General features: G+C 70.8%; 23 protein-coding genes and 1 pseudogene. 19 read left to right on the forward strand and 5 right to left on the reverse strand.

Features of this window, described 5'->3' with window-relative positions; translation table 11 throughout:
* Positions 1–166 precede the first annotated feature (166 nt).
* A complete protein-coding gene (locus ACIPSJ_RS28050; RefSeq protein WP_401350211.1) occupies positions 167–763 on the forward strand; it encodes a hypothetical protein in 597 nt (198 codons plus the stop codon).
* A gap of 44 nt (positions 764–807) precedes the next feature.
* Here ACIPSJ_RS28050 and ACIPSJ_RS28055 read toward each other — a convergent pair whose 3' ends face one another.
* Both ACIPSJ_RS28055 and ACIPSJ_RS28060 read right to left on the reverse strand, forming a co-directional pair.
* Entirely contained in the window at positions 808–1,041 is a 234-nt protein-coding gene (locus ACIPSJ_RS28055) for a hypothetical protein (RefSeq protein ID WP_401350214.1), read from the reverse strand.
* Positions 1,038–1,406: a hypothetical protein gene (locus ACIPSJ_RS28060; protein WP_359207764.1), complete on the reverse strand. Its 369-nt coding sequence runs from the start codon at positions 1,404–1,406 to the stop codon at positions 1,038–1,040. Before ACIPSJ_RS28060 ends, ACIPSJ_RS28055 begins: the two co-directional genes overlap by 4 nt.
* Before the next feature lie 241 nt (positions 1,407–1,647).
* Between ACIPSJ_RS28060 and ACIPSJ_RS28065 the strand changes: the two are divergent.
* From ACIPSJ_RS28065 to ACIPSJ_RS28075, 3 genes and pseudogenes are all read left to right on the forward strand, one after another.
* Positions 1,648–2,112, forward strand: a pseudogene (locus ACIPSJ_RS28065) (DUF5753 domain-containing protein); the annotation flags it as partial.
* Positions 2,109–2,270: a DUF397 domain-containing protein gene (locus tag ACIPSJ_RS28070; RefSeq protein ID WP_401350217.1), complete on the forward strand. Its 162-nt coding sequence runs from the start codon at positions 2,109–2,111 to the stop codon at positions 2,268–2,270. The pseudogene ACIPSJ_RS28065 and the gene ACIPSJ_RS28070, both read left to right, overlap by 4 nt.
* 48 nt (positions 2,271–2,318) lie before the next feature.
* Positions 2,319–3,092, forward strand: coding sequence for a TIGR03084 family metal-binding protein (locus tag ACIPSJ_RS28075; RefSeq protein WP_401350220.1), 774 nt, complete (start codon positions 2,319–2,321; stop codon positions 3,090–3,092).
* 14 nt (positions 3,093–3,106) lie between these two features.
* Here ACIPSJ_RS28075 and ACIPSJ_RS28080 read toward each other — a convergent pair whose 3' ends face one another.
* The gene (locus tag ACIPSJ_RS28080) at positions 3,107–3,955 is read right to left on the reverse strand and encodes a LysR substrate-binding domain-containing protein (protein ID WP_401350954.1); all 849 of its coding nucleotides are present in this window, start codon (positions 3,953–3,955) and stop codon (positions 3,107–3,109) included.
* Positions 3,956–4,062: 107 nt separating this feature from the next.
* Here ACIPSJ_RS28080 and ACIPSJ_RS28085 point away from each other — a divergent pair, with 107 nt between their 5' ends.
* From ACIPSJ_RS28085 to ACIPSJ_RS28125, 9 genes are all read left to right on the forward strand, one after another.
* Positions 4,063–4,542 carry a cupin domain-containing protein gene (locus ACIPSJ_RS28085; RefSeq protein ID WP_401350222.1) on the forward strand — a complete coding sequence of 160 codons (480 nt, stop codon included), beginning with the start codon at positions 4,063–4,065 and terminating at the stop codon, positions 4,540–4,542.
* Positions 4,539–4,898 (forward strand): DoxX family protein, encoded by a 360-nt coding sequence (locus ACIPSJ_RS28090; RefSeq protein ID WP_359207752.1) that lies wholly within the window; start codon positions 4,539–4,541, stop codon positions 4,896–4,898. The genes ACIPSJ_RS28085 and ACIPSJ_RS28090 overlap by 4 nt, the downstream gene beginning before the upstream one ends.
* A gap of 241 nt (positions 4,899–5,139) precedes the next feature.
* Positions 5,140–5,799 (forward strand): hypothetical protein, encoded by a 660-nt coding sequence (locus ACIPSJ_RS28095; RefSeq protein ID WP_359207749.1) that lies wholly within the window; start codon positions 5,140–5,142, stop codon positions 5,797–5,799.
* Positions 5,796–6,854 carry a hypothetical protein gene (locus ACIPSJ_RS28100; RefSeq protein ID WP_401350225.1) on the forward strand — a complete coding sequence of 353 codons (1,059 nt, stop codon included), beginning with the start codon at positions 5,796–5,798 and terminating at the stop codon, positions 6,852–6,854. The genes ACIPSJ_RS28095 and ACIPSJ_RS28100 overlap by 4 nt, the downstream gene beginning before the upstream one ends.
* Positions 6,851–7,789 carry a hypothetical protein gene (locus ACIPSJ_RS28105; RefSeq protein WP_401350227.1) on the forward strand — a complete coding sequence of 313 codons (939 nt, stop codon included), beginning with the start codon at positions 6,851–6,853 and terminating at the stop codon, positions 7,787–7,789. Before ACIPSJ_RS28100 ends, ACIPSJ_RS28105 begins: the two co-directional genes overlap by 4 nt.
* A 231-nt stretch (positions 7,790–8,020) precedes the next feature.
* Complete coding sequence (locus ACIPSJ_RS28110; protein ID WP_359207740.1) at positions 8,021–8,596, forward strand: FABP family protein; 576 nt, start codon at positions 8,021–8,023, stop codon at positions 8,594–8,596.
* A gap of 16 nt (positions 8,597–8,612) precedes the next feature.
* On the forward strand, positions 8,613–9,074 hold the full coding sequence (locus ACIPSJ_RS28115) for a Fur family transcriptional regulator (RefSeq protein WP_365695152.1): 462 nt from the start codon (positions 8,613–8,615) through the stop codon (positions 9,072–9,074).
* A gap of 10 nt (positions 9,075–9,084) precedes the next feature.
* Positions 9,085–10,050: a folate-binding protein gene (locus ACIPSJ_RS28120; protein ID WP_359207734.1), complete on the forward strand. Its 966-nt coding sequence runs from the start codon at positions 9,085–9,087 to the stop codon at positions 10,048–10,050.
* A 356-nt stretch (positions 10,051–10,406) separates the two neighbouring features.
* A complete protein-coding gene (locus tag ACIPSJ_RS28125) occupies positions 10,407–12,308 on the forward strand; it encodes a helix-turn-helix domain-containing protein (protein WP_401350231.1) in 1,902 nt (633 codons plus the stop codon).
* Here ACIPSJ_RS28125 and dtd read toward each other — a convergent pair.
* Entirely contained in the window at positions 12,286–12,711 is a 426-nt protein-coding gene (gene dtd, locus ACIPSJ_RS28130; protein WP_355722556.1) for a D-aminoacyl-tRNA deacylase, read from the reverse strand. The genes ACIPSJ_RS28125 and dtd overlap by 23 nt on opposite strands.
* Positions 12,712–12,869: 158 nt before the next feature.
* Here dtd and ACIPSJ_RS28135 point away from each other — a divergent pair, with 158 nt between their 5' ends.
* The 3 genes from ACIPSJ_RS28135 (at position 12,870) to ACIPSJ_RS28145 (ending at position 16,105) form a co-directional block, all read left to right on the forward strand.
* Positions 12,870–13,472: an aerial mycelium formation protein gene (locus tag ACIPSJ_RS28135; RefSeq protein ID WP_365695156.1), complete on the forward strand. Its 603-nt coding sequence runs from the start codon at positions 12,870–12,872 to the stop codon at positions 13,470–13,472.
* Positions 13,473–13,579: 107 nt separating this feature from the next.
* Entirely contained in the window at positions 13,580–14,824 is a 1,245-nt protein-coding gene (locus ACIPSJ_RS28140) for a GNAT family N-acetyltransferase (RefSeq protein ID WP_401350234.1), read from the forward strand.
* Between the two features lie 366 nt (positions 14,825–15,190).
* Positions 15,191–16,105, forward strand: a complete 915-nt coding sequence (locus ACIPSJ_RS28145) for a winged helix-turn-helix domain-containing protein (protein ID WP_359207722.1) — start codon at positions 15,191–15,193, stop codon at positions 16,103–16,105.
* Between the two features lie 6 nt (positions 16,106–16,111).
* Here ACIPSJ_RS28145 and ACIPSJ_RS28150 read toward each other — a convergent pair whose 3' ends face one another.
* Positions 16,112–16,300: a hypothetical protein gene (locus ACIPSJ_RS28150; RefSeq protein ID WP_355722543.1), complete on the reverse strand. Its 189-nt coding sequence runs from the start codon at positions 16,298–16,300 to the stop codon at positions 16,112–16,114.
* Positions 16,301–16,443: 143 nt separating this feature from the next.
* Between ACIPSJ_RS28150 and ACIPSJ_RS28155 the strand changes: the two genes are divergently transcribed.
* The 3 genes from ACIPSJ_RS28155 to ACIPSJ_RS28165 all read left to right on the forward strand — a co-directional run bounded on the left by ACIPSJ_RS28155 (position 16,444) and on the right by ACIPSJ_RS28165 (position 19,245).
* Positions 16,444–17,313 carry a GntR family transcriptional regulator gene (locus ACIPSJ_RS28155; protein ID WP_359207719.1) on the forward strand — a complete coding sequence of 290 codons (870 nt, stop codon included), beginning with the start codon at positions 16,444–16,446 and terminating at the stop codon, positions 17,311–17,313.
* Positions 17,314–17,342: 29 nt separating this feature from the next.
* A complete protein-coding gene (locus ACIPSJ_RS28160) occupies positions 17,343–18,056 on the forward strand; it encodes an HAD family hydrolase (protein ID WP_401350238.1) in 714 nt (237 codons plus the stop codon).
* Positions 18,057–18,372: 316 nt separating this feature from the next.
* Entirely contained in the window at positions 18,373–19,245 is an 873-nt protein-coding gene (locus ACIPSJ_RS28165) for a GntR family transcriptional regulator (protein WP_359207715.1), read from the forward strand.
* The last annotated feature ends 222 nt before the right edge of the window (positions 19,246–19,467 follow it).

A 19,467-nucleotide genomic window follows, 5' to 3' on the forward strand; every position in this document is an offset into this window, starting at 1 on the left:
CGTAACCACCACTCCGGCCCTGGCGGCTCGGCTCGAACCGGCTCTGATCGGACGGCGAACGCGGTGCAGGCGTCGATATGCCCCCGAGGGGTGGGGATCCGAGGGGTTCTCGGCCACAGTGGACGTACCCGGTCGAGGGGAAGCCGGGGCGGGGGAGGGGTGGCCGATGACGGAACCCGATCTGTTCGCGCCGGAAGCCGTCGTGGTGGGGCAGCCGAAGCGTTCGAAGTGGCGCACGTACCGGGGCCCCGCCCTGGCCGTGTCCACCGTGGAGGGGACCCCGCTCGCCGAGGTCACGGACATCGACCACACGCACTTCGTCCTCGCGGAAGCGTCCGGCGAGGTCGTCGTCCGCATCGAGAAGCGTTCCTGGGCCGAGCCGTTCCAGCAGTTCGGGCCGGTGCGGTTCCACTTCGCCGACGGAGCGGACCGGGAGATCGGCGCCGCCGTTGCCCGTGGACTCGTCAAGTCCCGGCAGCTGAGCCTCCGGACGGAACAAGGCCGCCGACTCCTCCTCACGCGGCTGAATCCGGCGTCCGTCGAATGGCGCCTCACGGAGGCCGACCCGGGAAGCGGCGACCCCTCGCCGGAGATCCTCGGCCGGGTCACGGTGAGCACCGTCGACTCATGGCTCGGGTTGCAGCAGTACGTCGTCGAGATGACGCCCCGCCTGGACGCCTCCGAACGGCGGGCCTTCGTCGCCTCGGTCGTCTGTCTGCACCTGATCCGCCGGCCTCCGGGCGAGGGCTCCGGGGCGGCGTGAGTGCGCCGCGGCCGACAGACGACGGCAGGCACCCGCCGAACGGCTCACGCCGGGGTCAGTACCGCGTAGTCCGCGAACACGCGCCGATAGCGCATGTGCCGGGTCTCCTGCGTGTGCCTGCGCTGCCACTCCTCCACCTGCGCCGGATGCCCGCACACCCCCGACTCGGCCCCGCAGTCCTCCTCGTCCCCCGACACGCACCGCGCCGCGTACTCGGGTGCGGCACTCGCGTCCTGCGCGATCACGTACGGCAGGTACCGGAAGACACGGCGGGTCACGGGTGCTCCGCCCGCTGGTGCTGGCGCAGCAGCACGTTCGCGTCGGTGGCCGCGCTGTGGTCGTGGGCGGCGCGGGCGGTCTCCCGCCGGTCGTCGAGATGCGTGCACTCGACACAGCCGGGCACGGGCCACGGCGGTCGGCTGAGGTCCTCGGGATCCGGCGGCACGGCCCGGGTACGGTCGTTCGCCGCGCGTACGCCCGCACTGAGCCGCTCTCGGTCGGTGGCGGGCCGCAGCGTCGAGGGATGGGCCTGCCACTCCCTCCCTCCCCCCACGGGACGCAGCATCGTGTACGGCCCCGACTGGTCCCGGTACTCGCCGACCTGGTCGGTTGCGGTGTCGTAGAGCAGGGTTCCGGGCTCCATGGCATTCGCTCCTTTTGTCCAACATCTATACGAAATGCGAGAGTTGGACTACTCTGCGTGTCGAGGCTGCTACGAGGATGGCCATGAGGTGGGGTCGGCACGCCGAGAAGGACCGGTTCTTCCCCGTCTGGCGGCGCTAATTCCACAAATTCCACGGGGAGTCAGGGAGGGGCGCGGTGCCGCAGAGGCGCGTGGTGACGGGACGCAGCCAGGAGCCGAGGCAGCGGTTCGCGGAGGAGCTGCGGTTGCTGCGGGCGGTCTGAAGGACGAGGAGCTGGAGCAGCAAGTCGTCGCGCGGATTGGGCGGCAGGCGGTCCTGGAAGGCGACGACGCCCCGCCGTTCCGCGTCATTCTCTCGGAGGCCGTGCTCCGTAACTCGCTACGCGACCAGGGGGAGTGGCGTGCGCAGTTGGAGTACCTGTTGGTAGCGGGGGAGCGCCCGAACATCACGCTCCACGTGTTGCCGTTCGGTACTGGCCTACATGGTCTGGCGAGCACTGACGTGATGTTCCTGCGGCTGCCGGACGGCCGCGCGGTGGCCTATGCAGAAAACGACGTTCGGGGCGAACTGGTCGAAGAAACAAGCAGGGTTGAGCACCTGCACCGCACTTCTGATGCCGTACGTGACCTGGCGTTGAGCCCTGCCGAGTCGTGGACGTTCATCTTGCGGATGCTGGAGGAAGTGCCGTGCGAGCCATCGACTTGAGCAATCTCACGTGGCGCAAGAGCGGCTACAGCAACTCCGACGGTGGCGAATGCCTCGAAGTAGCCGCCGGTCTCCCCTCCCTCGTCCCCGCCCGTGCCGCGATCCTCTTCGCGGCCCCGGCCTGGGCGGCCTTCGTCGACGGAGTGAAACGGCGTTAGCCTGGCCGGGTCAGATCAACTCTGCCGCCATCTGCGAAGGTGACACTGATGTTGAACTACGGCCTGGACGTGTCCGGATTAGAGCCGGACCTCGCTCTGCCCGACCTGGTGGCCGAAGGCGACGCGCTGGACGCGCTGGTGTCGGCGGCGAACGACTGGTCCGCACCGACGCCGGCGGCGGGCTGGACGATCGCCCACCAGATCGCTCACCTCGCGGCGGCTGACGCGAACGTCCTCATCGCGTTGCGGACCCCGGACGAGTTCGAGGCCGTACTCAAGCGGGCGGAAGCCGCAGGCAGCCGGTACGCCGATCTCGACGCCGCCGAAGGAGCGGCGGGGCCTCGGGCGGAGCTGCTGGAGCGGTGGCGGGCGGGCCGGGCGGAAGTGGCGGGCGTGCTGTGTGACATATCACCGGACCGGGCCTTCCCCTGGTACGGCTCCCAGCTCACCACAACCCTCATGGTCCCGCTGCGGCTCATGGAGACCTGGGCGCACGGACAGGACGTCTACGACACGTTGGGCACCCCGCACCCCCCGACGGGCCGCCTGCGGCATGTGGCCGCGCTGGGCGTGATCGGGCGGGAGCTGTCGTTCCACGCCGCCCAACTACCGCTCCCCGCCGAGCCGTTCCGGGTCGAGCTGACCGGTCCCGACGGCCGGGCCTGGGCCTGGGGGCCCGAGGACGCCACGCAACGGGTGCAGGGCAGCGCCCTCGACTTCTGCCTCCGGGTCACGCACCGCAGGTCCCTCGCCGAGACCGGCCTCACCGCGGTCGGCGAGGACGCGCGGACGTGGCTCGGCATCGCTCGCGTCTTCCTCTGACCCTGGGCATCTGATCAACCGTAGGCCGCGACCGCCACCCGCACGAACGACCGCAGCAACGGATTCCCGTCCCCCTCCGCCCACGCCACCACCACCCGGCTCGGCGCCATGTCGGTGACCGGTACGACCGTGAGCCCGTCTCCCGAGTCGTGGCCGGCCAGGGTCATGCCCACCGTGCCGTTCCAGAGCACCGCCTGCCGGCATTCCTGGACGGCCCGCACGACCGGCCCCTCCCGCTCCTCCCCGCCGTTCCAGTACGACTGCCAGAGCGGATCCGTGCCCTCCGGGAACCGGAACCACCGCCGGTCGGCGAGGTCGGCCAGCTCCAGGCTCTCCCGGCCGGCCAGCGGGTCGTCGGCCCGGAGCAGCGCGCCCACCGGATCGGCCCGCAACTCCCTGACCACCAGCCCTGTTCCGTCGAACGGCGCGCGGGTGAGGGCGACGTCGACGGCACCGGCGTGCAACCCGCACGTGGGGTCCGTCAGGTCGGTCTCGCGGATGCGGATCTCGACGCCCGGGTGGCGTTCGCGGTACGCGCGGGCCAGGCGCCGTACGCCGGGATCCGTGCTGTCGCCGAGGAGGCCGACGGTCAGGACAGCGGTCCCCGCCGCCGCCGCGACCCGCACGCGCAGCCGGTCGGCCTGGGCGAGGAGCGCGCGGGCCTCGTCGAGGAGGACGGCCCCGACGGGGGTCAGGGCGACTCCTGCCGGTGACCGCTCGAAGAGCAGCGCGCCGGTCTCGGTCTCCAGTGCCTTGATCGCACGGCTCAGCGGAGGCTGGCTCATATGGAGCCGTGCGGCGGCACGGCCGAAGTGGAGTTCCTCGGCGACCGCCACGAAGTAGCGCAGCGTCCGCAACTCCAGCCGTTCCACGCGCTCCGTCCGCTCCATACAGCGACGATACCGACCGGGTATCGGGCCGGCGGAACAGGTCTTGGACAGCCGGACCGCCCCGGCCGTCGAATCGGAGCATGACGACTCACGACAACGACGACCGTCCCGCGGTATCCGTCGTCGGCCCCGGCGACGGCGAGGTGCTGATGCTCGGCACCACCCGGATGCGGGTCCTGGAGGACGGCCGTACCACCGGCCACCGTCTCGGGCTCGCCGAGTCCGTCCTCGCGCCGCACACCCCCGGCCCGCCGCAGCACCGGCACGCCCGGCACGACGAGGGCTTCTACGTCATCTCCGGCGCGGTGCGCTTCACCGTCGGGGACGAGGAGTACGACGCCACGGCCGGAACCCTCGTCATGGTGCCGCCCGGCGCCCCGCACACCTTCGCCAACGTCACCGGCGAACCGGCCGTCATGCTCAGCACGTTCACGCCCGACCTGTACGTGCAGTACTTCCGGGACCTGCGGGACCTGTTCGCCACCGGCGGGCCGCCGAGCCCGCAGGCGAGCGCCGAGGTGATGGGCCGTTACGCCACCGAACCGGCCACCGGCTCATGAGCACCGCGTACTGGGCCGTGGCCGGTCTGCTCGCGCTCTTCTACCTCTACGGAGGCGGGATCAAGGTCGTACGGAGCAGGGAGCGGCTGCTGCCGATGATGGCCTGGGTGGCGGACACCCCGATGCCGGCCGTGCGGGCGATCGGGGTCGTCGAGGTGCTGGGCGCGATGGGTCTGGTGGTGCCGCGTCTGACGGGTGTCGCATCCTGGCCGGGCGCTGCCGCCGCGGTGGGGTTCGTCGTGCTCCAGGCCGGTGCGATCCGGGTTCATCTGCGGATGGGGGACCGGCGGATCGCCCTCAACGTCGTGCTTTTCCTGACGGCCGGGGTGGCCGTGTGGCTGGCCGCGGTGTCCTGATCGTAATTAATCCTTGTACAACTCACCGAGTTTTCCGTGAGTCTCCTGTGCGGCGCTGATCAAGGAATCCGCGCTCCCGTATGCACAGGGGGACGAATTGGACGCACCGGAAACACCATCTGAGAGACAGCCCGAGACACCACCCGTAGCACCACTCGCGACACCGCCCGAAGAGTCTCCCGAAAGACGGAAGCGGGGCCGTGCCGGTGTCCTGATCGCCACCGCCGCGGTCCTGGGCGTCGTGGCCGGCACCTGCGTCGGCTACCTCGTGCAGGCCGACCGTGCGCCCACCGCGCTCCCGTCCCTCTCCCAGCCGTCGGTCGCGCGGGCGAAGGGCGCCGCTCCGGAGCCGCTGTCGGCCGCCCAGGACCGCAAGGTCAAGGTCGACGGCGACCTGCGCCAGCTGCTGCTGAAGAAGCCGGGCGGGGCGCGCAAGGGGCTGGTCGAGGTCGGCGAGGACGGCTGGATGGACCTCGGCGAGTACGCGGAGTCGTTCAAGTACCCGGCGGGCGCGTTCCGCAGCCTGGCCGGGGACGACGAGTTCCGCCGGGCCGCCGTCACCAACTGGCGTGAGGGCAGCACGTACAACGTCGAGATCCGGCTGGTCCAGTTCCGCCAGGAGGAGACCGGCACCGAGGCCGCCGACGCGGCGGACGACGGCTACTACTACGCGCAGCCGACGGACGACTTCACCACCCGGAGCTGGCCGATACCCGGCACGGGCGACGGCATGGCGTACGTCCACACCAAGCCCGACACCGCCTACGGCGTGAGCCTGTACACGGCGGAGGCGCACGCGTGGCGCGGGGACATCGAGATGCAGGTCTGGATCTACGACACGAAGCCGATCCCGAAGGCGAAGGTGCTCGACCTCGCGAAACGGCAGATGGAGCAGCTGTGAGCGACAACCCGGAATTCCCCACGAGCCCCGAGCCGCCGACCACCGAGGCAACGGCCACCGAGGCAACGGCTGCCGAGCCGCCGGTTGTTGAGCCGCCGGTCGTCGAGGCAACGGCTGCCGAGCCGCCGGCCGTCGAGGCGACCGCCGTTGCGCCGACCGCTGCTGAGTCGCCGGCCGTCGAGCCGTCTCTCATCGAGCCGTCCGCTGTCGAGCCGACGGCCGCGAACCCGATGGCCGCCGACCTGGCCTTGGCCGACCCGGCCTCCACCGACCCGATGGCCCCCGACTCGGCCCCCGCCCCCGCCCCCGCCCCCAAGCGTCCCCGCAACCGTCGTCGTATCGCCGCTCTTGCCGCCACCGGTGTGCTGATCGTCGCGGTGCTGGCCGGTGGTGGCTACACGGTCGTCACCGTGCGGGACGCCGACCGGGATGCCGGGGCTCCTTCCTGGAGCCTGCCGAAGGCGTCCAAGGAGGCGAAGGCGGCCGCGGCCACCGGGCTGCGGGGGATGCTGCTGCCGTACGACGGCGACACCTACCTGCGCGGCCCGGACATGGCCGAGTTCGGGTCGGACGTGGCGCTGTCCGGCCGGGAGGCGACGCTGCTGCGCAAGGAGTCGGTCAAGGACCTGCCGCGTTCGCAGCGGCGGGAACTGGAGCGGCAGATCGACCGGAACCCGGTCAAGGGCATGGCGATGCGCAGCTACGTGAGCACGGACGTGACGCCGGGTGACCAGTTCACGATGGAGTTCGTGCTGGCGCGGATGGGGAACGCGCGGGCGGTGCGGTCCATCGCGGGCGTGCAGAAGGAGTTCTTCGACGCGCTGAAGGTGTTCCGCAAGGGCCCGGAGATCGAGGGCTTCAAGGACTCGACCGCGTGCTTCCTGCCGCCGGCCGACTCGGACGAGAAGCTCGACATGATGTTCTGCTCCGGCTACGTGGGCGACGTCCTGGTCACCGCCACGGCCACCGCGGCCAAGCCGCTCGACAAGAAGGGCGCGGCCGAGATGCTCCGCGCACAGCTCGACCGCATCAAGGAGCCGGGGGCGGCCGTATGACCATGGAAGTGAACCCGCCGGAGTCCGCCACCGACCTCCCCGAGGCCCAGCCGGATCCGCAGCCGCAGCCGCAGCCCGATCCGCAGCCGCAGCCCGATCCGCAGCCGGAATCCCACCCGGAGGCGTATCCGGAACTCCAGGCGCTCACGTACCCCGAGCCCCCGAAGAAGGACCGGCGGCGGCTGCGGGCCGCGCTGCGCTGGGCCTCCGCCGTGGCCGTCTTCGCGGTGGTCGGGTCCGGGACGGCGTACGGCATCACGCGTCTGGACCGGACCGACGTGCCCGGTCTCGCCACGCACCCCGACGGCCGCTGGGACTACCCCGTCCTGGTCCGGCCCCCGCTGCCCTCCGGCAGCCCCGGCCCGAACGACGACGCCCGCAACCCGGCCGGCACCCACTACGCCGACCTGCGGAAACTCCTTCTGCCCGCGCCGCGGGGCGCCACCGCCGACGCCTCGCTGAAGGGGACGGACGGCTGGCTGGCGACGAAGACCTTCCTCAAGGAGTTCTCGCTCGCGCCGGACCGCGAGGACGTGAACCAGCACCTCACCGACAGCGGCCTGCGGCACATCGCGGCCCGCGGCTGGACCACCGCCGACGGCACGCGCACCCGCGTCTACCTGCTCCAGTTCAACACCGGGGCGGTCGCGGACCACGTGCTCGGCGACGAGCTCACCGGGAACGAGGCGCCGTTCTACCGGGTGCGCGGCGGCGAGGTCTACGAGCGGGACGACGCCTTCCCGAGGGCGGCCGAGGTGACGGACGTGCACACGATCGCGACCCGCGAGGCGAAGCCGTACGGTGCCGAGCAGGTCCGCCAGGCCTACCTCGCCTCCGGCGACACCGTCGCCGTGATCATCCAGACCCGGAGGGGCGTCGCCCGCGCCGTCCCCTTCCAGCAGACGGTGACCCTCCAGGCCGAGCTGCTCGCCTGAACCCGCAGGGCACCCCGTAGGGGTGTACCTCGCCAAGAGGCCCGGGCCCCGGCCGCGTAAGCTGGGGCCCGGCTCTTTTACGTGTACGCCCACCCTCGCTCAAGGAGCACCCGTGGAGATCTTCTTCGAAACCCTGCTGGTCCTGGTCTGCGTCGGCGTCCTCGCCTTCGCCGGGCTGACCGTGAAGAAGCTGTACCAGGGCCAGCGCTGACTCCTTAGGAACCACCACTCATGATCGAGATCCCCTCCGACCTGCACAAGGACCTGGTCCCGCTCGCCTTCCTGCTGGGCAACTGGGCCGGTGCGGGCGTCCACGACTTCCCCGGCTCGGAGAAGTGCAACTTCGGCCAGGAGGCCACCTTCAGCCACGACGGACGGGACTTCCTGGAGTACCACTCCCAGACCTGGGTGCTGGACAAGGATGGGAACAAGGTCCGCCCGCTGGAGACGGAGCACGGTTTCTGGCGCATCGACGGCAACCGCCGAGTCGAGGTCACGATGACCCGGGACGACGGTGTGATCGAGATCTGGTACGGCGAGATGGCCGACCAGAAGCCGCAGATCGACCTGGTCACGGACGCCGTGGCCCGGACGGCCGCCTCCGCGCCGTACAACGGCGGCAAGCGGCTCTACGGCTACGTCAAGAGCGACCTCATGTGGGTCGGCGAGAAGCAGACCCCCGAGGTCGAGCTGCGCCCCTACATGTCGGCCCACCTGAAGAAGGTCGTCACCCCGGAGGACGTCGAGCGCTGGGCCAAGGCCCTCCCCGACGACATGCCGGACGACGGGATCGCTTTCTTCAAGTAGTCCTAGACTCTGTGGTGTGGTGAGCACCGACTGGAAGAGCGACCTCAGGCAGCGCGGCTACCGGCTGACGCCGCAGCGGCAACTCGTGCTCGAAGCCGTGGACACCCTTGAGCACGCGACCCCCGACGACATTCTCGGCGAAGTGCGCAAGACCGCGTCGGGGGTCAACATCTCGACGGTCTACCGGACCCTGGAGCTCCTGGAGGAGCTGGGGCTGGTCAGCCATGCCCACCTCGGGCACGGAGCGCCGACGTACCACCTCGCCGACCGGCACCACCACATCCACCTGGTCTGCCGCGACTGCGAGAACGTGATCGAGGCGGATGTGGCGGTGGCGGCCGAGTTCACCGCGAAGCTGCGGCGGGAGTTCGGCTTCGAGACGGACATGAAGCACTTCGCGATCTTCGGCCGCTGCAAGGACTGCGCGGTGAAGAGAACCAGAGGCGCATCCGTCCAGACTTCAATTACCGAGTCGTAGGCTTACGTCCATGAAGAGCCCTCTGCTGTCCCTGCCCGGCGCCGTCCCCGGCGAGGGCGTGGACGAAGGTGTCGCCGCCCACTACGGCGACCTGTTCCGCGAGCAGCGCGCCCTCGCCGACGGCGCCGGTTTCGTCGACCTGTCCCACCGGGGCGTGGTCACCGTCACCGGCGAGGACCGTCTCGCCTGGCTGCACCTGCTGCTCACCCAGCACGTCAGCGACCTGCCGGTCGGCGAGGCCACCGAGGCGCTGATCCTCTCCGCGCACGGCCACATCGAGCACGCGCTGTACCTGGTCGACGACGGTACGACGGTCTGGGCCCACGTCGAGCCCGGCACCCAGCAGGCGCTGATCGCCTACCTGGAGTCGATGAAGTTCTTCTACCGGGTGGAGGTCGCCGACCGCACCGACGACTTCGCGGTCGTCCACCTGCCCGCCGGCTCGATCGCCGAGGTCCCGGACGGCGCGGTCGTCCGCGAGACGGCGTACGGCCGTGATCTCTTCCTGCCCCGGGCCGACCTGGAGTCGTACGCCGCGAAGGCGGGCCCGGCGGCCGGCCTCCTCGCGTACGAGGCGCTCCGTGTCGAGCAGCACCGGCCCCGCGTCGGCTTCGAGACCGACCACCGCACCATCCCGCACGAGCTGGGCTGGATCGGCACCGCGGTGCACCTGCAGAAGGGCTGCTACCGGGGCCAGGAGACGGTGGCCCGGGTGCAGAACCTCGGCAAGCCGCCGCGCCGCCTGGTCTTCCTGCACCTGGACGGCAGCGAGGTGCACCTGCCGCCGGCCGGCACGGAGATCCGGGTCGCCGACGAGGGCGAGGACGGCCGCAAGATCGGCTTCGTGACGACGTCGGTACGGCACTACGAACTCGGCCCGGTGGCCCTCGCGTTGGTCAAGCGCAACGTCCCGGCCGACGCCCGGCTGGTCGCGGGAGGGACGGCGGCGGCCCAGGAAGTGATCGTCGAGCCCTAGGGCCCGACGACCTGCTCCACCGGGCCACCTCGACCGGCCCCCGCATCCGGATCCCCCCGAGGCGTTCGGCTCCCCCCGCCTGCCCCACCGGATCCCCGGCATCCGCCCCCCACCTGGCCCCCGCCGACAGTGAGGGGGCGGGCCGGTCGGTCCGGGCCGGCGTGAGTCGGTTCCCCGGTCGACCCGCGCCGGTCCCAGCCGGTGCCGCCCAGTCTCGACCAGTCCGAGAAGGACGCTGCGAGATATGCCGTTGACACTCCATAATTGGCAACGGGCGGCGACCCATTGGACACGGTGTGCGCGTGTTCGACCCAGTGAGCGGCGTGCCTGCCCGCAGGGGACCCGCAGGGAGGGCCGTGACACCGCAGGAGGAGTTCGCCGAGGCGCTGCGCGTCCGCCGGGAGGCCGCGGAGATCTCCCTCGCGGAACTCGCCCGACGGGTCCACTACAGCAAGAGCTACCTCAGCCGGGTGGAGAACGGCCTGCGCCCTCCCGGCCGGCTGCTGGCCGAGCGCTGCGACGCCGCCCTGCGGGCCGACGGCGCCCTGCTCGCCCTGCTGCCACCCACCCCCGAACCGCACGAGAGACGCCCGGAGAGCCCGGGGCGCGCGGAGAGCACCGAGAGCACGGGGCACCCGGAGAGCACGGGGCCCACGGGGCGCACGGGGGCCGCGCGGCCCGCCCGCGCGGCTCGGCGCCGCCCGCGCGCCGACCACCCGGTCCAGCCTCCGGCCGCCGCCCGGCCGAGCGGCTACGGCGCCGAGTTCGACCAGCACGTCCGGCGCGGCGACACCCGCCACCTCCTCGGCGAGATGTACGAGGCCGGACAGCACTACCAGGCCGCCTACGAGGCCGCGGGCAGCGACGAACTGGCCCGCGCCCACGCCGTCGTCCGCAGCGCCCGCCGCTGGTCGGACCCCGGCCAGGTCGACCGCGACCTGCTCTTCCGGATCGACGCCTGCCTGGCCGCGCTGGCCGGCCGCGAGGACCCGCGCGCGGTGGAACTGCGGCTGCAACTCTCCGCCCACCGCGCCAAGAAGCTCGCCATGTCCATCGGCGACGACACCGCGATGACCGGCGCGGAACCCCGCACCGGCGCCCGGCTGGCCCGCCAGACGCTCGCGGAGCTGCGCGAGCACGGCCGCCGCTTCCCCGTCCCCGGCCCGCGCGGCGGCGGCATCGGGGACGAGGCGCGCTGCGAGGTACTGACCGAGACCCGCTGGGCGCTGTACGACTTCGAGTCCGCCCGCGGTCTGCTCGCGCTCTCCACCGAGCTCCGCGACACCGCCGTACGCTCCCACTCCGCCTACTTCGAGGGCGAGGCGCTGGTCGCCCTCGCCATCGACCAGCTGCGCACCGGCCGGGTGCCCGCCGCCGAGGCGACCCTCAGCCGGCACCGGGAGTACGCCGCCCGGCACCGCAGCCGGCTCGCGTACTGGCAGCAGCACACGCTGGACGCCCTGATGAGCGTGTGGCGCGGGGAGTTCGCCGCCGCCGAGGGGTGGATCCTCGGGGAGGCCGGGAAGGTGGCGGCTTCGATGGAGGCCGGGCTGTCGATGCCCGCCGACACCCTCGGCCAGACCGTGCTCGGCCAGGAGTTCTGGCTGCGGTACGAACAGGGCCGGCTGCCCGAGCTGTTCGCCTCCCCGCGGATGGCCGGCGTCCAGCGCCGCGGCTACTTCCCGGTGTGGCGGGCGGGCCTGGCCCTGGCCCTGTGCGAGACCGGGCGGCACGAGCAGGCGCTGGACCAGCTGCGGGCGTTCGCCGCCGACGCCGACGACTTCACCCGGTTCCCGCCGAGCGGCTGGGCGCTGCCCACCGCGGCGGTCCTCGCCCAGGTCTGCGCCGAGCTGGCGGCCCGCGCCGACGACCGCCGTACCGAGCTGTCGGTGTACGTCCCGCCGCTGCGCGCCCTCCTCGACGCGCACGGCGACGAACTGGTCCTGGCCGGCTGGCCCACCGTGCTGCTGGGCCCCGCCGCCCGCTTCAGCGCCCTGCTCGCCCTGCTCGCGGGGGAGCCGGAGACGGCCCTCGGGCACCTCGGCCGGGCCGTACGGCTCGTCCAGCGCTACCCGGCGCAGATGGCCCGGCTCCGCCTGGACGAGGCCCGCGTCCGGCTGCGCACCGCCCGCACGCGAGCCGCCCGGGCCGCCGCCCACGACCTGGCCCGCACCGCCCTCGCCGCCGCCGAGGAGCTCGGCATGGCGGGCGTGGCCCGCGACTGCCGGGAGCTGCTCACATCTCCAGCAGGACGGTGAACGGCCCGTCGTTCGTCAGCGACACCCGCATCTGCGCCCCGAACCGCCCGGTGGCCACGGTCGCCCCGAGCGACCGCAGCTGCGCCACGACCTCCTCGACCAGCGGCTCGGCCACCTCGCCGGGGGCCGCCGCGTTCCAGGTCGGCCGCCGTCCCTTGCGCGCGTCGCCGTAGAGCGTGAACTGACTGATCACGAGCAGCGGCGCGTCGATGTCACTGCACGACCTCTCCTCGGCCAGCATCCGGATCGACCAGAGTTTCCTGGCGAGTTGGGCGGCCTTCTCCTTGGTGTCCTCATGGGTCACGCCCACGAGCACACACAGCCCCTCGCCCTCGATCGAGCCCACCGTCTCGCCGTCCACGACGACACTCGCGCCGTCCACCCGCTGTACCACCGCTCGCATGCGGACCATCATGCCCGGTGCCCCGGAGGCTCTCACAGGGGACCCATTATTGATCCTTAACCCCACATCTACGGCCGTTCGGGGGCACTCGGTCACATTGCGGCCAGTTGGGGTGGCACCATGCTTCCACACACCGGTCGAGGGGACGGTAGAGGCGTATGAGCACACCGAGCACCGGGCGACTGAGGACACAGGGCACGCAGAGCGCGCAGGCCGCGCAGCACCTGCCCCGGCCGCCCGCACCGCGCGGCGAGGGCATCCCGCTGCCCGCGGAGCCGCCGGAGCACGATCTGACCTGCCTGAGCCTGCCCGAACTGCGCGTCCTGCGCCGGGACGCCCAGCGCGACGAGGCGGACCTCAGCTATGTACGGCGGCTCCTCCAGGGCCGTATCGACATCCTGCGCGCGGAACTGGCCCGCCGCTCCCCGGCCGGCGCCGCCTCCGTCGTGGACCGCCTCCCGGAGATCCTCACCGACGCCCCGGCCCGCCACCGTTCCTCGGCCCGCCACGTCACCCTCGGCACCCCCCACAACGAGGAGTACGGCCGCCTCGCCGCCGACATGCTCGCCGAGGTCGAACTCTCCGACCTGGAGGCCCGCACGGACACGGAGCTGACGGCGGCGATGGGGCGCCTGGTGCGGTACGAGCAGGAGGTGTCCCGTCGGAGGCAGCGCCTGCAACGCACGGCCGACGACTCCAGCGGAGAGATCGCGAGGCGCTACCGAGAGGGCGAAGCCCAGGTCGACGATCTACTGACGTGAGGCTGAGCGCCCCTTTTAGGGGCGCGGGGAACTGCGCGCTCAACCCCCACCCACCCGCGGCGAAAATTCATTCAGTACCACCCCGGTCGAACACATACCGTGCTGTCATGACCGACGACGTCGAAGTCCGCCCCATAACCGAGTCCGAGTTCACGGACTGGCACCGAGCCCTGGCCACCGGCTTCCTCCGCCAACCCGTGCTCACGCCCGCCCAACTCGACACCCGCCGCAGGCAGTTCGTCCCCGGCAGACTCCTCGGCGCCTTCGACGGCCCCCGCTGCGTGGCAACGTTCCGCTCCTTCGACCAGGAGCTGACCGCGGTGGGCGGCGCCACCCTCCCCGCCGACGCCATCTCCAACGTCACGGTCAGCCCCACCCACCGCCGCCGCGGCCTGCTCACCCGCATGATGAGCCAGGACCTCGCCGCGGCGAAGGAGCGCGGAGACGCCGTCGCGACCCTGATCGCCGCCGAGTACCGGATCTACGGCCGCTACGGCTTCGGCCCGGCGACCACGCTGACCGAGTGGACGGTCGAGGTCCCCCGCACCGGTCTGGACCCCCGCTGGTCCCGTCCCGAGGGCGGCGCCCGGATCGACCTCGTCGACGCCGAGGACGTCCGCAAGCTCGGCCCCGAACTCCACGAACGCGTCCGCCGCGGCACACCCGGCGCGGTCAGCCGCAACGAGCTGTGGTGGCTGTCGAACACGGGCGCGGTCCGCTTCGACACCGAGTGGACCGAGCCGTTCTACGCGGTGTACCGGTCGGCGGCCGGTGAGGTCGAGGGGCTCGTGTCGTACGTGTCGGACGACAACTGGCACGACAAGCAGCCGTACGACACGGCCGACGTGAAGTGGCTGCTCGCGGCCACGCCGGCCGCCGAGCGCGCCCTGTGGCACTACCTGTGCTCGGTCGACTGGATCACCACGGTGAAGAGCGGCTGGCGGTCGCCCGACGACCTGCTGCCGCAGTACCTCCCCGACCCGCGCGCCGCGCGGATCACCACCCAGGCGGACTGGCTGTGGGTGCGGATCCTGGACGTCGTACGGGCCCTGGAGGCGCGGACGTACGACACGGCGGGGTCGCTGGTCCTTGAGGTGGTGGACCGGCAGGGGCTGGCCGGCGGCCGGTTCCGGCTGGACGCCTCCCCCGAAGGCGCGTCCTGCACCCCGACCACCGACGCCCCGGAACTCACCCTCGACATCGCCGAGTTGGCGAGCGTCTGGCTCGGGGACCAGTCCGTGGCGCGGTTGCACGCGCTGGGACGGGTCCAGGAAGAGCGAGTGGGCGCCGCCCGGGAGGCCGACGCCCTGCTGCGCACGTCCGGGCGGCCGTGGTGCCCGGACATCTTCTGACGGTTCTCCTTCCTTCCGGCGACGGGTGCCTGAATCACCATGTTCAGATGTGTTGCTGTCGGTGCTGGTGCTGCTCATCCGTAGCGAGCTGTTCAGTTGTGGCTGTTCAGTTGTGACTGTGCGGGTCTGCCGATGTTCGGTTGTCGGTGTTCAGTTGTGACTGTGCTGGTCGTGCGCCCCGACGGCCGTCCTGGTTGACCAGGCTCCCGGCTCCCCTCCGGAAGGGAACCCGATCGGCCAACCGCCGAGGAAGTTTGACCATGTTGCGAGAGTTGGCGACCAACTCCACTGTACTTATCTCCGCTTGGAAGCGACTCATAACCACCTTCCCGTGAACTGACGAAAGATGGCGGGAAGTTGTACTGTTTGTCCGTGGAGCCGGAACACGCCGCCGCCAATGGGCGGAAGAGGTCACAGCGGCCTCAGGCGTCCCACCGCGAGGTGGCCGACGCGCTGCGCACCCGGATCAGATCCGGGGTACTGCGGCCGGGCCAGCGCATGCCCACGCAGGCCAAGCTGGCCGACGAGTTCGGGGTCGAGCGGGGTGCCGTGCGCCAGGCGCTGCGCATCCTGCAGTCGGAGCACCTGCTCACCAACATATCGAAGGGCGCTCCGGCGACGGTGGCCCCGGATCCGGGCCCGTTGCGGCTCGCCGTGGGGCCGGAGGCGCCGCCCCAGCCCACCATGGTGGCCCTGACCCCCCGGATAGAGGCGGCTTTCGCGGCCCCGCACGTGGAGATCGACGCGCTCTGCCTGACCTCGGTCTCGCTCAATCTCGCCATCGGCGAACCGCTGCGGCTCATCCACGCGGGGCGACTGGAACCGGCCAAGGTCGACGTCCGGGTGCTGCTGCCGAGCCGCAACATCGACCTCGCGTTCCCGACGGCGGTGGAGGCCTCGGCGGAGGACGCGGTGCACACCCGCTGGCTGGCCCAGCGCAACGCGCAGGGCCAGGTGCTGCGGCACAACCTGCTGGCGCTGCGCGCCACGCACGGCATCGACGTGCACGTCACCTTCCGCGCCCTTCCTTTCACCCCGCCGGTCAAGCTCTACCTGCTCAACGGGGTGGAGGCGCTGTTCGCGTACTACACGCTCGGGCGCCACGAACGGGAGATCGGCCACGAGCACCTGCAGACGTACGACGCCGAGGGCACGCGGTCGATGCTCTTCGCCTTCGAGCAGGGCGCGGGGCTGCGGGACACCACGTTCGTCGAACAGTCCCACCTGTGGTTCAACGCCCTGTGGGAGACGATCAGTTCGGAACTGAAGCTGAACGCCTAGGGATGCTCACGCGGGGCTGGTGAGCAGGAGGGCGAGCAGGATCGCGCCGGCGGAGCTGAGTGCCGGGCTCTTGGCCTTGATCCCCACGGTGAGCAACAGCAGACCGATAATGCCAGTGGCACCGTACTTCGACTGGACGATCTGTTCGAAGCCCAGGACGAACACGGCGGAGAGAAGAGTGAGGGCGGCGGGCATGGCGGTTCCCCCATCGTCGGGAAGCAAAGCTTCCACCAACTCAATCAAGTTGGTAACCAACTCTGCTTAGGTTGTCCCCAGTTGGCTACTACTTATAACCAATCTTCAAACAACTCCCGTTAGATGGATCAAAGTTGTAGCGTTTGGTCGTGACCCAGGAGAACGTGGCAGTGAACACCGGCAGCACACCTCAGGAGATCGCCGACACCTTGCGGGAACGCATCCGCACGGGCGACCTCAAGGTGGGCGACCGTCTGCCCACCCAGGCCGAGCTGGCCGAGGAGTTCGGCGTCGAGCGGGGTGCCGTACGCCAGGCGCTGCGGGCGCTCCAGGACGACGGCCTGCTCAGCAGCGTCAGCCGGGGCAGCCCGCCGCGCATCGCCGAGCCGCCGCGCCCGACCCACGACGAGCCCCAGCCGACGATGGTCGGCCTCGGCCCCCGGATGACCGAGGCGTTCTCCTCCCCGCACGTCCGCATCGACGCGGCCTGCCTCACCGCCCAGAGCCTGCTCCCGGCGCTCGCCGAGCCGCTCCGCATGATCCACGAGGGCCGGCTCCGCCCCGACCGCATCGACGTCCGCGTCCTGCTCCCCAGCCGCGACATCCCCCTCGCCTTCCCCACCGCGGTCGAGGGCGACGACGACACCGTCCACACCCGCTGGCTCGGCATGCGCAACGCCCAGGGACAGGTCCTCCAGTACAACCTCCAGGGCCTCCGCTCCACCCACCAGATCGACGTGAACGTGACCTTCAGGGCACTGCCGTTCACTCCGCCGATCAAGCTGTACCTGCTCAACCAGACCGAGGCCTTGTTCGCCTACTACATGGTCACGCGCCGAGAGGAGCAGACGGAGGCCGGCATGCTCGACATGTACGACGCCGTCGGCTCGGAGTCCCTGCTCTTCTCCTTCGAGAAGCGTTCGGGCCAACGGGACGCCGCGTTCGTGGACCAGTCGCAGAAGTGGTTCGACGCCCTCTGGGAAACCATCACCACGGACCTGACACTCTCCTAGTGACTTCTGATGCGACGCAGACTGAACTGGTGGCAGCCAAGAGCAAGAACACGATCGAAGAGCTCGCGGAACTGATCAGCAGCGCCCGAGTCGTCCTCTGGGACTTCGACGGACCGATCTGCCGTCTGTTCGCGGGCCACTCGGCGGAGGTCGTCGCCGACGACCTGGTGGAGTGGCTGATGAGCCGGGGCCTGCACGGCCTGGTCACGGACACCGAGCGGAACACGCTCGACCCGCACCTCGTGCTGCGTGCGGTGGACCGTCGGCACCCTGGCAGCGACCTGGTCGCGGAGTTGGAGGAACGTCTCACCAAGGAGGAGCTGCGGGCCACGTCGACGGCGATGCCGACGGCGTACGCGGACATCCTCATCCAGACCTGGCGGGCGCGCGGCGTACGCATGGCGGTGACCACCAACAACTCGCCCCGCGTGGTCCGCGCCTACCTCGACGACCGCGACCTGACCCCCTGCTTCGCCCCGCACATCTACGGCCGTACCCAGGACCTGCGCCACCTCAAGCCCGACCCGCACTGCCTCAACCGCGCCCTCAGGGCGATGGGCGCCGCCCCCGACGCGGCCCTGATGATCGGCGACTCGCCGACGGACCTCCAGGCGGCCCGGACGGCCGGGGTCCCCTTCCTGGGCTACGCGCGTAACGAACGGAAAGCCAAGCTTTTGACCGAGGCCGGAGCGGACTGTGTCGTGCTGTCCTTGCGGCCGCTTCTGGAGATACTGCGGCACTAGTCCGCGACGCGCGCACATGCCGTCGGCGCCTGCGCGCCCAGGCCGTCAGGGACACCAGTAAACCCGTGGCCCAGAAGACCAGTTGACTGAGGTTGTCGATCTGCATGCCGATCCCGAGCACGTGGACAGTCATGGCTTTCCACCCCCCTCGTATCACGATGCTCAGTCAATCTCTCAAGTCGACCAGTTGACTGAAGAGTTGGCTGCTCATGGCAGAAATGCCCAGTCAACTAGATCCAGTAACCCGGGTAGTTGCCTGACTGATTGCCTGACTGGCAGTTGTTTGCCGGGGGTCGTGAAGCGGTACGTACGCCGTGTGACCAACCGGACGAACGAGGGCGGCGGCGCGGTGCGGCGGGTCTCGGACGAGCTCCGGGTCCGGCTCTCCGACGGCGCCTATCCGCTGAACTCCTTCCTGCCGTCGCAAGAGACGCTCGCGCAGGAGTTCGAGGTATCCCGAGACACTGTGCAGAAGGCGCTGCGCATACTGCGCACCGAGGGCTGGATCGAGTCCCGGCAGGGCAAGGGCTCCCGGGTGCTGCGGAGCCAGCGCATACAGTCCTCCACGCCCCGGGCCACCCGCTCCCGGCATCCGATGACACTGGGTCCGCTCATCGCCGAGGCTTTCGAGCACGAGGAAGTCGCCCTGGACATCGCGACCTTGACCTCGGAGAGCCTGGACGCGCACGTCCGGGTCCAGGCGGAGCGGATCCGGGCCGAGATCATCAAACCCCGGAAGATCACCCTGCGCATGATCCTGCCGGCCGAGACGCTCGCCATGCCCTACCCCCGGAACAAGGAGAATCCGGACGATCCGCGGCTGCCCCGGCGCCTGCACGCCATCACCCGGGCGCACACCAGCTCCCTGCGCACGGTCCTGGACCAGCTCCGCACCGAGAACCTGGTGGCGGACGTGGATCTGGAGATCCGCCTCACGGAACTCACCCCGACCTTCAAGCTCTACGTGATCAATCATGACGAGGTTCTGCACGGCTTCTACGAGCCGATTCCGCGCACGGTGATCCTTGAGGACGGCACCGAAGTGGAGGCCGTGGACGTGCTGGGCCTAGGTGCGACGCTCACCCACCATGTCCGGGACGCGGATCCGGACTCCGCGGGCTCCGCCTTCGTCGACAACGCGACCAGATGGTTCGAGTCGGTATGGGCTCTGCTCGCCTCCAAGCCGTAGCATCCCCGTGATCCGGAGAGGCCTCCGCTGCGCTAGAGTCCGGATCCGTCTGAGTAAACCGCTCGGTCGCGTGCGTATGAGTAGGTGGCTGAAAAGAGCCGGCCTCGGACGACCGCGTCGACGGGTGATCGCACAACCGAGCGACCCATCACCCAACAGGGTCACTCCAGCGTCCCTCGACTCGTGTCGTGCCGTACCTGGCCATACCGTTGCCCTGCCCGA

The organism is Streptomyces sp. NPDC090088, assembly GCF_044747345.1.
GTDB lineage: Bacteria > Actinomycetota > Actinomycetes > Streptomycetales > Streptomycetaceae > Streptomyces.